Raw genomic sequence first — 13,030 nt, 5'->3', positions numbered from 1 at the left:
TCATAGTGTACAATTTTGCGTCATTTTTCCCCATAGATAACACTGGAGTTTCAACACATGGCTCGCGTAACTGTAGAAGACGCCGTAAATAAAATCGGCAACCGTTTTGATATGATCCTGGTTGCAGCGCGTCGTGCACGCCAAATCGCTGTCCAAGGTAAAGAACCTATGGTTGATGAGATGAATGATAAACCAACGGTTGTCGCATTGCGTGAAATCGAATTAGGTTTAGTCACCTCAAACACTTTAGATGCTGATGAGCGCCAAACTGTCCGTGAACGTGAAGCAGCTGAAATTGCCGCTGTCGCAGCCATTGCAGAAGGCCGCGTTTTATAAGGAGTAGCGCCACTTGTATCTGTTTGAAGGTCTAAAAGAGTCAGCATCCAGCTATCTAGAGCCGGATCAAGTAGAGTTACTCAAGCAGGCCTATTTGGTTGCGCGTGATGCCCACGAAGGGCAAATGCGCACAAGTGGCGAGCCTTACATTACCCATCCTGTTGCGGTTAGCCGCATCTTGGCAGACATGCGTCTCGATCACGAGTCGCTCATGGCTGCCTTGCTTCATGACACCATCGAAGATACACCCGTTACCAAAGAAGAACTCACAGAGTTATTTGGTGTGGCGGTTGCAGAACTGGTGGAAGGTGTTTCAAAACTTGATAAAATCAAGTTTCGTGACAGAAAAGAAGCACAAGCGGAAAATTTCCGTAAAATGATGATGGCAATGACTCAAGATATTCGAGTTATCCTGATCAAATTGGCGGACCGAACTCACAATATGCGCACACTGGGCTCACTTCGCCCTGATAAACGCCGTCGTATTGCTCGCGAAACCTTAGAAATCTACGCCCCAATTGCCAACCGATTAGGTATTCATAATATCAAAATCGAACTTGAAGACTTAGGTTTTCAAGCTTATTATCCTATGCGACACAGGGTGATCCGCGACGTCGTAAAAGCGGCGCGAGGCAACCGTAAAGAACTCATCAATAGCATCGAAGTTGCCATCGAAACACGCCTTGAAGAAGCAGGAATACCGACAAAAGTTAAAGGCCGTGAAAAGAATCTCTACTCGATTTATCGAAAAATGCGCAGCAAAGAGCTGCAATTTCAAGAGGTCATGGATATCTATGCATTTCGTGTCGTCGTTGACTCTATCGATACCTGTTATCGTGTTTTAGGTGCTATGCACGGACTATATAAGCCGCGTCCTGGACGATTTAAAGATTATATCGCTATTCCAAAAGCCAATGGCTATCAATCACTGCACACGTCATTATTTGGGCCTCATGCGGTTCCTGTTGAAGTACAAATTCGTACTGAAGAAATGGACCAAATGGCAGACAAAGGTGTCGCCGCACATTGGATGTATAAAAATAATACCGACGCCGGTCAGCAAAATACCACTCAAGTGCGGGCTCATAAATGGATGCAAAGCTTGTTAGAATTACAGCAAAGCGCCAGCAGTTCATTTGAATTTGTCGAAAATGTTAAAACAGAGCTTTTTCCTGAAGAAATTTATGTGTTTACCCCAGAAGGCCGTATTTTAGAATTGCCTGTCAATGCCACCGCGGTCGACTTTGCCTACGAAGTGCATACCGATGTAGGCAATACCTGTGTTGGAGCAAGAGTTAATCGAAAAGCTTATCCTCTCAGCCAGCCACTGATATCGGGGCAAACGGTTGAAATTATTACTGCCAAAGGCGCTAGGCCTAATGCAGCGTGGTTAAACTTTGTGGTCACCGGTAAAGCTCGAGGTAAAATTCGTCAGGTATTGAAAAGCCTTAAAGGTGATAACGCTATTGCACTAGGTAAGCGTTTATTAAATCATGCCTTAGGCGATACCAAGCTTGAGACAATTCCAGCAGATCTACTCGAAAAAGTGATTAAAGAAACCAAACATAATTCACTCGACGCATTACTTGCCGATATTGGCTTAGGTAATGCTATGAGTATTGTGATAGCTCAGCGCTTATTAGGTCAGCAGCTCGCGCCGCACGACCATAATAAAGAAACATCACAAATGCCAATTCGTGGTGCTGAAGGTATGCTGGTTACCTATGCTAATTGTTGTCGTCCTATCCCTGGAGATGCGGTAATAGCCCACGTGAGTCCTGGCAAAGGTTTAGTCGTCCACATGGAAAGCTGTGCCAATATTCGTGGTTATCAAGGTGAACCAGACAAGTACATTTCAGTGCACTGGGACAACGTAGAAGGTGCTGAATACCAAGCCAATCTTCGTGTTGAAATTGTAAATCATCAAGGTGCTCTCGCGAAAATTACGTCGATTATTGCCTCTGCAGGTTCCAATATTCATAACCTCAGTACCGAAGAACGTGATGGCCGTGTGTATTTGATTAATTTACGTATTTCAGTTAAAGATCGTGTTCATCTTGCAAACGTTATGCGCAGAATACGTGTTTTACCTGAAGTGCTACGTACCTCACGCAATAGATAGAAATGATATGAGATGTGCAAAATTGGCATCTCAGGAATATCCACATCAAAATTTAAACGTTACTTTCCAATAAGTTTTGCGGCGGCTCATCCACATAATCAGTTAATGACACCCTCTCCATCACTCGTTGTTGGGTTTGATTGGCCGCCTTACGCCACTTTTTATGCTTGTCAGAACGATCAACTTGATGATTAAAACGTACCACTAAATAATGTCTTTCATCTAAACCTAAACAATACATGTCGGTGCGACTGCGTGAATGAGGTTTTACGAGTTGATGAAATACCCATTCAATACCATTTATTTTTACCGTAGTAGCATCGGGAATTTTTGGGTAACCACCATTGTTTATGGCTGCTTCTAATTGAATAGCCATTACCTCATCTGAAAGAGTTTTATGTTTACTCATTTCTTGCCTTATCCTAGTATTACTACCTTTAGCTTTCTCACCAGGCTCAGGGTGATTATAATATTCATCATATTCTCTATTGAGCGATGCGCCAAGCGCTTGCTTATCTAGAGCATTTATCCCTTCAGGGTTTTTTTTTATTCTAAATACACTGCTTAACATGCCATACTCACTGCTGGGCAGAATACCAATAATGGGTAAATACATCCAAACTCGAGAATAGATATGCACATAAGTTTCATGGGTGTGAATCTCTTGCTTCGTATTAAACCAATGCCTATTTCTATATGGATAATTAACCTCTTTAGGTAACTGTCGAGCAACTATGTTACTGATAGGGATAGTTACTTTCAACAGCTTATCTTCTAAAATAAACCGCTCAGTGACTAGCTGAGTAAAGTCTGCACCGCCAACAAAACCTCGCCATAACGCTATGAGTAATTTCTTCATAATAGTTGATTCATTTGTTCTGCTTGATTGATATATTTTTTAACATATGCAGCTCGCTTATCATCACCTAGCATCACTAGCTGCTGGTGATAGGTTTTTACCCCTAAAAATGGCAAGGTATGCGGACTTACACCTGGCGAGCCTAGCAATGCTCTGGCAAATTTTAACGACCGCGCAAAACTACTTTTTGACAGATCATTTTGACCGGCAATATTGGGCACCACATCAAACGGATTATTTCGTGGTTCATGAGTTTTTAACCCAACTAATTTAGCGGCTTGTTGTAACTCTGCCACATTAGCACCACTACCATGAATAGCTAGCTCTTGACCCGTTAACGATCCTTGGTAGTTAACTCGATAATATTGCAACGCAGATAAAAATATAATCGCCCCTTGGCTGTGGGCGACCCATTTAACCTTTTTACCCAATTGCTGATTTTGTTTCAGCACTGCCGCCAAATGCTGGGCGTTGTGAGAAGTATTACTCTGACTTTTATCAAAAGTGCATTCAATGAGATCCCGCACAGCTTTATCACTGGGATTATGAAATAGAGTATAAGATTTAATTGCATCATTTTGATAGGCTGTATCTAAATGGGTACCCATAAGCCACTGCGCTTTAGTAAATTCATTTAACATACCATTAACTGCTGCATGGCCAGTATTCACTTGAGTAGTAGGCTTTGCGTCCCCCCATTCGGTAGCTAGTTTTATAATTTCATCTTCCGTTTTTACCCCATCGTATTTCGCTCCTGAGCCAATTCTTTCTACTCGATATAACATGGTGCGCTCATCTGTATGGCAATCTTTCTTACCATATAATTGTTGAACAAATAATATATCGGTGACTTGCACTTGGCCGTTATCGGCTATTTTGTAGTCAATAAAATAATGATAATTACGGAAGGGAATATTGGTACAGCGCATATGCCTAAATGGATTGCGGCTTTGTTTTACTGACGAGGCTGCTGTTGGGTGCAGGCTAATAAATTGAATCTCTTTAATCACCTGCTATCGGTCATAATCATTAAGGCTTTGCAGCATGACAAATGCTTGATAGGCAAATTCAACTTATTGGTAATTAAAGTCAACCGGTAGCCGTCGTCCACGCTCTAATGCTGTTTGATGGTCTAAACCCATTAAACTATGAGGGGAACTCGGTTGTAATGCATTTTTATTTGTACCGCTATTCTTCCATGTCATGCTAGTCATCCTTGATATATAAATTGTGTATCATAAAATGGATTGTCTATTTTATATATAGCGACAAATGACTGGTTTTATTAAAGTAAGTAATACTTGATGATAATGAGTTAACAATAAGCTCATGTATATCAATTTAGGTCTGATGTTAGTCATTGTATTTAAACTGTTTAAGGTGGCTTGCTCAAACAGCGCTAAGTAGATATATTAACTAGTAATTTTTACCAATCAACACAATAAAGAGAACACAACATGGCTGAAAAAATTATCATCGCAACAGATAAAGCGCCACAGGCTATTGGTACTTATTCTCAAGCAGTTAAAGTCGGCAGTACCGTTTATCTTTCAGGTCAGATTCCGTTAGACCCAAAAACCATGACCATGGTAAGCGATGAGTTTTCTGCGCAAGTCGTGCAAGTATTTGAAAATTTAACTGCGGTGTGTGAGGCCGCGGGCGGAAAAATGAGTGACATCGTTAAGTTGAATATCTTCTTAACCGATTTATCTCATTTTGCAACTGTAAACGAAATAATGAGTCGTTACTTTCAACAACCTTATCCAGCTCGTGCCGCTATTGGCGTCAAAGAGTTGCCAAAAGGGTCATTGGTTGAAATGGACGGAATAATGGAAATTTAACTGCAACCAACAATATGTTTAAAAGGCGCCTAGGGCGCCTTTTTGATTTTGTATCATTAAATCACGCGATAACTAGCTACGACGGCGTAAACCTAACGCACCTAATAACATCAACGCGAAGTAACCTAAACTACCACCATCACTGTTTTTTACTGGCTCAACTGGATCCGGTAAAGGAGTCACGACCGGTGCAGGATAGCTTAATGCAATGATCACAGGATCATGATCAGAAGCAGAGAATGGCCCCTCTGACTTAATTAGATCACCTGTGTACTTGCTGCCATATTCAAATAAGTTAGACTCAACAGAGTTGATGTGCCAATCGTCAATATCCACTAACTTAGCTGCTAAACTTGCATTACCTAAAGCATGGTCTAAGTTACCTAACTCGCCGCTATAGCTATATGAGTAAGTTGACGCGCCGTGTGCTTGAGTATTTAAGTTAATTAAGCCATACCCTTTATCAATTACACTACCTTCGCGCTCGTACACTTTACCGTTTAAGGTAGTCCAAGATGCGGTGCGGATAACATGATCAGTATTTGATGCGTCATAATCAGTTAATACTGCAACTGGATCTTCTTTGCCATAAGCATTTAAGTCACCTATAACCAGTACATCACCGTCAACATCTTTTATTGACTCACCTAATACTTTGGCCGCTGATACGCGGAACGCGTTACACTTACCTTGTAAATCTGTCGGCTCAGCATCTTCATTAAATTCAGCCCAGTCTTCAATACAACCTGAACCTTTCGATTTCAGGTGATTAACAACGATGGTTAGTTTTTCATCATTAATGCTAAAGCTTTGCACTAAGCTGTGACGTTGGAACTTGTCATAACTAGGGCTTGATTCAACCACGCCATCTTTCTCGCGAGTGGTTGCAGCTTCAGCAGCATGCTGCTCTGGTGTAGCAATAACAGATGCAGCACCGTTTAGAGTGATACGTGCTGGACGATATAACATGCCTACAGTAATGGCATCAGTGCCTATGTATTTACCTTCATACTTATCTGCATCTGTAATTTCAACAAAGCGATATGCTTGATCATCGGTTAATTCAGCATTAAGTGCGTCAACCAAGTTTTGTAAAGCACTTAACTCACCAAAGCCATTGTTAGCAATTTCCATTAAGCCAACAACATCAGCATTCATGGCCACCAACGCATTCACAATTTTAGTACGTTGTAATACCATTTCATCTTCGGTTAATGCACCGCGGTTGCTGTTTGATGGGTTAGCATCGCCGCCAACAGCGTCATTAAAGAAGTTCAATACGTTAAAGCTAGCAACACGAATATCACCCATCTCAGCCACAGTAGGCGCATCGGTACGATCATTGACGCGGATAAAATCACCGGCAGTAATCGTATTCGTCGCTAAAAGACGGTATGCGTTGTAGCTATAACCAATAACACCTTCTATATTGGTTAATTGGTCACCAACACGGATATAACCTGTTTCAGCATTAAAATCTGGGAAATAAGGGACTTCGCCGTTTTTAGCTTTATTGTCAGATTCAACAAATAGTTGGTTTACCGCATTGGCTTCACTTAATGCCACTGACTCAGCAGAGTTTGGTTCAAACATTTGTGTCGGCTTCATTAATGGCGCTTTATGAGACAACATCATGTTGTTACGATATGAATCATAATCGAAACTAAAAGTACGAGAGATTTTCATCTCACTACCAGCATCTAGCTTCACTTTCATGCCTTCTACGCGCTCTAACGCTTGTGCTAGTGTTTCACCATCGGCAACATAAAATGCAGTTGCAGCAGGTACTTCACCTAATGCGCCAACTTCAAATTTCTGATCGTCTTTAATATCAATCTGAGTTGAGCCGTAATACTCGTTAACTTTACCTTGCACACACACTTCAGCACCTGGCTGAATCGAGTCTGGCGCCGCTTCATTCATGAATACAAAAATACCATCAGAGGTATAAGGTGAGTTATCACCTTGCATGTCTTGAATAAAGAAACCTTTGTATAAACTGTCGCTTCTAGAAGTAACAATACCTTTAACTGTTACTTCGTTAGCCGATGTAAAACTGCCAGCAGCAATTAATGGGCTAGAGTCACCAGCACCTTGTATATCATAAATGTTTGTTAGCGTTGCACCGTTACAGGTAAATGTAGATGGCTCTGGCGCAACTGCTGCATCAAGTGAACCTAAACCGTTAAAAGTATCTTTTTCTAATTCAACCCACTGGGTAGCATCATAGGTAGGGTTAGCGGTTAAGTTATCTAAATTACGTTGGAATGTCGCATCTAGTCCCCAACCGCTTGGCGTAGGAATCTCACCAATCACATCAACTAATACACCATCTTTTAATAGGCCTACTGCGTCACCACCATTAAAATACAGGTTGCCGGTCATTGAGTCCGTACCCGTTGGTAAGGTAATCGCCGCACTTGGGTGCAAAATCACTTTGACAGCTTTAGCCGCTATTGAATCGGTTAACTCAACCATATCCAATGCTGTCGTATCACCGTCTTTGTAACGTACTAATTTATAACCTGTTAAATTAACTGCAACATCACTGTTGTTATAAATTTCAATCGCTTTATTGTTTGAGCTGCCTTCAACGTATTCACTAATCAATACATCTGCATTTGCCATCATTGGCAATGCTGCAGCTACTGCAAGTGAAACCGCCGTTAGTTTAGTCAGTCCTTTCATTTTTTAACCCCATACTTTGTAATAAAAATGCTATTTTTTTGTAATATGCGGCTGGATTGTCCCAAAGTTCGATGACATAAAAAAGAACATTGATCACATTAACCAATGAAAAAAATTTGCTATATGATTGATTAACAAGTAATTTCGTTTTAATTAGGAAACGATGATTAATAATATTAAAAATACTTCAACTAAAACAACACCTAAAACAAAAACAAAATAATCAAAAGCTAAGACTTTAAACGAAAAGTTTTGTAACACTTATATTAAATAAAATGACAAAAGTGACAACATTCTGCTTCTGATTATTGTTTATGTCATCAAATCATCTTAAAAATGTAAGTTTTTATCCCACTATTGCGTTAGCATTGGCCGCTAACACTCGCTTCACGCTAAATAAGCCATACATAAAAACAAATAAATCACTTCAGCTATTCGAGTTATTGTCGATATTGATAGTGATTCAATGTCATGTTGGTCACAAAAAAGTACTGTTGAGCTAACTATTTAGTATCAAAATAGCAAAAGCTCATCTAGTATTTGAATTTATTGCATTTACAGGTTTAGGGTACTAAAACCATGAAAGAAGTTGATTTCAGAAATATCGATAAACTTTTCATTAAAATGTCCATAAACGATAAGTTTTGGACTATTTTCGGACTGTTCCTGATCATTTTATCTAGTGTGTCGATTAGTAGTTACTTTAATAAAATTGAACATATTGAACAACAATCATTACATATTTTAGAACAAAAAACCGCCGCTACCGTGCAAGCACTTGATGCGACCAGCCAGCTAGAACAAGCTGCAAACTTAGGCTTGCAAGTGTCAAATCGTTCGCAAACCAGTTCACGCCAACAAGATACTATTACTGCTGTATATCTATTAGATGGCCAGTACTACACGCTAAGTGAATCCGTTGCTGGCCAAGAAGCTAATGCTAAGCAAGCAGCATTAATGTCACTATTACTATCATTTTTATGGGTATTACCGTTTGCATTAGTGATTTACTGGACGGCAACTTTCCTTGGTGGTGCACTTTGGGTGTTGTGGGATACCACTGAAAAAATTGCTAAAGGCGATTTAACCTCTCGTTTAGGTTTCCATCCTGGCCGTGATGAATTCGGTACCATTGGTTGCGCACTCGATAAAGCCATGGACACATTAACCGAACTTGTTGTTGCAGTGAAGAAAAGTGCCGAAACATTACAAACAACATCGAGCTCATTTGCCAGTGATGCAGTGCAAAGCGCTGAACAAATTGATTTACAATATGCTTCACTTGACTCGGTGGCTACAGCAATGGAAGAAATGACGGCATCAGCTGCCGAAGTGTCTAATATTGCCCGTAATTCAACTCAACGTGTTGAACAAGACTCAGAGTATACACGTCAGAGTTATGACCGTGCTAAGCGTGCGATTAATGAAATTAAGCAGTTATCGACCTACATTGAACAAACGTCAAATTCGGTTAATACCTTAAAAATTAATGCGACTAATATTAATGAAGTGATCACCACCATTAATGCTATTTCAGATCAAACCAACTTACTGGCATTAAACGCGGCAATTGAAGCAGCACGTGCAGGTGAAATGGGCCGTGGTTTTGCGGTGGTTGCAGACGAAGTAAGAACCCTTGCGGGTCGTACTCAAGCAGCAACGGTTGAAATTCATAAAATGATCGAGCTACTACAAAGTGAAACGCTTAACATTGACAGTATTACTCAAGATACCGTCAAGCAAGCGCAAACCAGTAGCGATTTAATTACTAATATTGGCACCGATATTAATGCGATTTCAGAATCATCACGTTCAATTATGGACATGAGTTTTCAAATTTCTACCTCGTCAGAAGAGCAAAGTGCAGTGGCCAATGACATTGCAAAAGAGCTAACGGACATAAGACAGAAATCGAATATGATTAGAGGCTTATCGCAACAGTCTTCAAGTGGTGTTAAAGATCTTGCAAAAGCATCAACTGATTTAGGTAAAATTCTAAGCCAATACCGTACTAATTAAACCTTAAGTTACCAGCAACAAAACGACGTGTTATTAACGACCTCGTCGTTTTGTTGGTATCTACGCTAACTTCAATAAGCTATTTTTTAATATAAAAAAGCCGATATCGATGATATCGGCTTTTTTGATGACTGTTTTATTGGTTATGAACAATTGCGTTTCAGCGCTTGTTACTCAAAAAGACCAGCCTTACTGCAGCGAAGTTAGTCGATGGCCTAAAGAACTACTACTGTCTGGTGTCAGCACGAAAGTATAGTTACTGTCACCATCAAAGCTGATTGAATCTGACTGATAAACTAACGTTTGTGTGCCATTATCAGCTTCGTAAACAATGTTAATTTCATAATCATCTTCAGGCAGTGTCAGGCTGAGTTGTTCGACAAAATCTAAATCCGTTAAGGTGTATTCGGCGGTTTCAATGGTTTCAGAAGCGCGGACGAAATACACGGTTAAGTCATCATAATCGTAAGACAAATTCACTACATCTACTTTATACTCAAAAGCACGAGGTCGTAAGTCTTGCTCGATCACCATACCTTTAACTGAACTGTCTTCTTGCTGATAAATAAGTAAAGACTTTACTTCATCTTGGTTAAACGTCACGAGTAAGTTATCGAACAACTTGGTTTTAGTGGTCGCATCTTTAGCAGTAATGCCATAATCATTAAACGATATAGATTGATAAGCCGTTACTGTGAAGGGTGAAATCCCATATAAGTATTGTGTTTCTTGCTTACTAACCACATCAATATCAATACTTTGAGTTTCTAAACCATTAAACACCCGGTAATCGGCCGTTGCTTCTAACGCGGCATAAGTGACTGGGGTCGTGGTTGAATCAACACTGTCGATAGTGACGTTAATGTCACCTGAGCCAAAGCTATTACGAATGATCAGCTTATAGGCAGTTTCAGAGGTTAAGCTCATGCTCCCTGTAGTGTAGATAACCGTCTTAGTTCCTGTTTTAGTTAAATAGACAATGTAGTCATCGGTATCAAATATCTGCTCCGCGGTATGGCTGCTATAAGGCACATTACCTAGCATCACAGCATCATCAATGGTTTGGGTATCAAGTGATATATAGGTATCAAAACTACCTTCATCGGTCGCAACGTTTGCTACCAATACTTCCATTTTACTGTAGTCATTATCATCATCAGCATTTAACTCGTCCATTTCATCACGTGAGTAATTAATATCCAGTAATTCGGGATCGTGATAATCACCATAAAGCACAAAAAGATGATTTGAATCAATCGCTAAATCAATGGTGTCACTGTAAACCGTGACGGTTTCGCTAGCGGCATCTTGACCATAAATATCAAGACCGGTACTGCCAGTACTATAAGCATAACGCGGCATAGCATCAGCAAAATCGACAGCGGTATACGAATAATCGTCCAACACTAACGAAGTTGATGTGCTATTAGGTGATGCATTATAAAACTGCACATAAGCGACATCACTACTGCTTTCTTCACTGTCTGAGCCACAGCCTAATAACAAGGCTCCCATTGCAGACAACATCATCAATCGACTTATTTTTTTGTTAAACATATTTACTCCATTAACTATTTAGTTACATTTTCAGTAGTTATGACAATCCTTGCCCGTAAACAACTGTCAAGAAAAGTAAAGTAAAGTGATAAAGCGTAAACAGCCCAATTAAAGCCGAAAAAAAAGCCCTTTATCAATGAGATAAAAGACTTTAATCTTTAAAAAATAAATGCATATATCAAAACAGAGTGATTAGTTACCCGCGATTTTCATCTCGCTAAGCAAAATACCACCAGTACGGATTGATGAGCGTAAATCACGATCTTTACCCACACCTTGGATACCCTTAAACATATCTTTTAAATTACCCGCGATGGTAATTTCTTCAACCGGGTATAACACTACGCCGTTTTCAACATAGAAGCCTGCCGCACCGCGAGAGTAATCACCAGTAACACCATTAACACCTTGGCCCATCACTTCAGTCACAATTAAGCCGGTATTCATGGTTTTAACTAAATCGTCAAACGTTTGGTTTGTATGGCTCAAGGTCCAGTTATAAATACCACCTGCATGGCCTGTGTTGGTCATCGATAGCTTACGAGCAGAGTAACTGGTCAATAAATACGTCTCGAGTTGACCACGGTCAATAATACGGCGGTCTTGGGTTGCTACACCTTCACTGTCGTAATTAGCACTAGCCAGTGCACCAATCAAATGTGGCTGCTCTTCAATGTTAAACCAGTCTGGGAATATTTGGGTGTTCAATGCTTCCATTAAGAAGCTCGACTTACGATAAATACTGCTACCGCTAATCGCACCAATTAAATGACCCATTAGGCCGGTAGCAATTTCTGGCGCAAATAACACCGGCATTTTCGCCGTGGCAATTTTACGTGCATCTAAACGACTTAAGGTTTTATTGGCGGCTTGCAAACCTACGGCTTCAGGTGACAGTAAATCTTGATACTTACGTGCAACGGTATAGTCATAGTCACGCTGCAAGTTACCGTCAGACTCTTCGCCTATCACTACACAACTTAAGCTGTAGCGTGAGCTACAATATCCGTTAAGAAACCCATGGCTATTACCATAAACTCTAGCGGCAGTATGAGCATTTGCACTCGCACCGTCTGAATTACGGATACGGCTATCAACCGACAAACTGGCTTCTTCAGCACGAATAGCCAACTGAGCAAGCTCTTCTGCATCGATATCTTGTGGATGATATAAGCCTAAATCACGAATATCTTGTGCCATTAAAGCGGGATCAGCCAGGCCACTAAATGGGTCTTCTGAGGTATATTTTGCAATACCATCTGCTGCTCTTACGGCTTCACGGATAGCCTCTGGGCTTAAATCTGAGGTTGAAGAGTTACCTTTGCGGCCATCACGGTAAATAGTAATACCTAATGCACCGTCTTTATTAAACTCTACGGTTTCAACTTCTTTTTCACGGGTAGAAACCGACAAACCTTGCTGCTTACTAATAGCCACTTCAGCGGCCGAAGTGCCTAACACTTTTGCATATTCTAACGCGACAGCGACAGCGTCTTTTAACGCCGATAATTCAGAATCAATTCTAGGTGTTGGTTCACTTGCGCTAGGCGCTGGAGAAGAATGAGAAGCCACAAATTTACTCTTTGATTAGTCTAATTGACGCTAGCA

Annotated in this window: 10 protein-coding genes; 4 read left to right on the top strand and 6 right to left on the bottom strand. The window is 40.5% G+C overall.

Annotation, left to right across the window (positions count from 1 at the left end):
* Window positions 1-57: 57 nt before the first annotated feature.
* A complete protein-coding gene (gene rpoZ / locus EGC82_RS03280; protein WP_011635854.1) occupies window positions 58-336 on the top strand; it encodes a DNA-directed RNA polymerase subunit omega in 279 nt (92 codons plus the stop codon).
* Between the two features lie 13 nt (window positions 337-349).
* Complete coding sequence (gene spoT / locus EGC82_RS03275) at window positions 350-2,458, top strand: bifunctional GTP diphosphokinase/guanosine-3',5'-bis pyrophosphate 3'-pyrophosphohydrolase (protein ID WP_124729483.1); 2,109 nt, start codon at window positions 350-352, stop codon at window positions 2,456-2,458.
* 52 nt (window positions 2,459-2,510) lie between these two features.
* Here spoT and EGC82_RS03270 read toward each other — a convergent pair whose 3' ends face one another.
* The 3 genes from EGC82_RS03270 to EGC82_RS21700 form a co-directional block, all read right to left on the bottom strand.
* Window positions 2,511-3,317 carry a hypothetical protein gene (locus EGC82_RS03270; protein WP_124729482.1) on the bottom strand — a complete coding sequence of 269 codons (807 nt, stop codon included), beginning with the start codon at window positions 3,315-3,317 and terminating at the stop codon, window positions 2,511-2,513.
* A complete protein-coding gene (locus EGC82_RS03265) occupies window positions 3,314-4,327 on the bottom strand; it encodes a hypothetical protein (protein ID WP_244212527.1) in 1,014 nt (337 codons plus the stop codon). The genes EGC82_RS03270 and EGC82_RS03265 overlap by 4 nt, the downstream gene beginning before the upstream one ends.
* Window positions 4,328-4,390: 63 nt before the next feature.
* Complete coding sequence (locus EGC82_RS21700; RefSeq protein ID WP_279630021.1) at window positions 4,391-4,522, bottom strand: hypothetical protein; 132 nt, start codon at window positions 4,520-4,522, stop codon at window positions 4,391-4,393.
* A 252-nt stretch (window positions 4,523-4,774) separates the two neighbouring features.
* Here EGC82_RS21700 and EGC82_RS03260 point away from each other — a divergent pair, with 252 nt between their 5' ends.
* Entirely contained in the window at window positions 4,775-5,158 is a 384-nt protein-coding gene (locus EGC82_RS03260) for a RidA family protein (protein ID WP_124729481.1), read from the top strand.
* Window positions 5,159-5,230: 72 nt separating this feature from the next.
* Here EGC82_RS03260 and exeM read toward each other — a convergent pair whose 3' ends face one another.
* A complete protein-coding gene (gene exeM, locus EGC82_RS03255; RefSeq protein ID WP_124729480.1) occupies window positions 5,231-7,846 on the bottom strand; it encodes an extracellular exonuclease ExeM in 2,616 nt (871 codons plus the stop codon).
* Between the two features lie 579 nt (window positions 7,847-8,425).
* Between exeM and EGC82_RS03250 the strand changes: the two genes are divergently transcribed.
* Window positions 8,426-9,865, top strand: coding sequence for a methyl-accepting chemotaxis protein (locus EGC82_RS03250; protein ID WP_124729479.1), 1,440 nt, complete (start codon window positions 8,426-8,428; stop codon window positions 9,863-9,865).
* Between the two features lie 189 nt (window positions 9,866-10,054).
* Here EGC82_RS03250 and EGC82_RS03245 read toward each other — a convergent pair whose 3' ends face one another.
* Window positions 10,055-11,422, bottom strand: a complete 1,368-nt coding sequence (locus EGC82_RS03245; protein WP_124729478.1) for a hypothetical protein — start codon at window positions 11,420-11,422, stop codon at window positions 10,055-10,057.
* Window positions 11,423-11,614: 192 nt separating this feature from the next.
* The gene (gene pmbA, locus EGC82_RS03240) at window positions 11,615-12,994 is read right to left on the bottom strand and encodes a metalloprotease PmbA (protein WP_124729477.1); all 1,380 of its coding nucleotides are present in this window, start codon (window positions 12,992-12,994) and stop codon (window positions 11,615-11,617) included.
* Between the last annotated feature and the right edge of the window lie 36 nt (window positions 12,995-13,030).

This window comes from Shewanella livingstonensis (assembly GCF_003855395.1).
Taxonomy (GTDB): Bacteria; Pseudomonadota; Gammaproteobacteria; order Enterobacterales; family Shewanellaceae; genus Shewanella; species Shewanella livingstonensis.
Note: the sequence above shows the minus strand (reverse complement) of the source record. Positions and strands in the feature narration are given on the sequence as shown.

Excerpts from the sequence above, each read along its gene's own strand:
- rpoZ (WP_011635854.1), top strand. The coding sequence starts at position 58 with ATGGCTCGCGTAACTGTAGAAGACGCCGTAAATAAAATCGGCAACCGT.
- EGC82_RS03270 (WP_124729482.1), bottom strand. The coding sequence starts at position 3,317 with ATGAAGAAATTACTCATAGCGTTATGGCGAGGTTTTGTTGGCGGTGCA.
- EGC82_RS21700 (WP_279630021.1), bottom strand. The coding sequence starts at position 4,522 with ATGACATGGAAGAATAGCGGTACAAATAAAAATGCATTACAACCGAGT.
- EGC82_RS03260 (WP_124729481.1), top strand. The coding sequence starts at position 4,775 with ATGGCTGAAAAAATTATCATCGCAACAGATAAAGCGCCACAGGCTATT.
- exeM (WP_124729480.1), bottom strand. The coding sequence starts at position 7,846 with ATGAAAGGACTGACTAAACTAACGGCGGTTTCACTTGCAGTAGCTGCA.
- EGC82_RS03250 (WP_124729479.1), top strand. The coding sequence starts at position 8,426 with ATGAAAGAAGTTGATTTCAGAAATATCGATAAACTTTTCATTAAAATG.
- EGC82_RS03245 (WP_124729478.1), bottom strand. The coding sequence starts at position 11,422 with ATGTTTAACAAAAAAATAAGTCGATTGATGATGTTGTCTGCAATGGGA.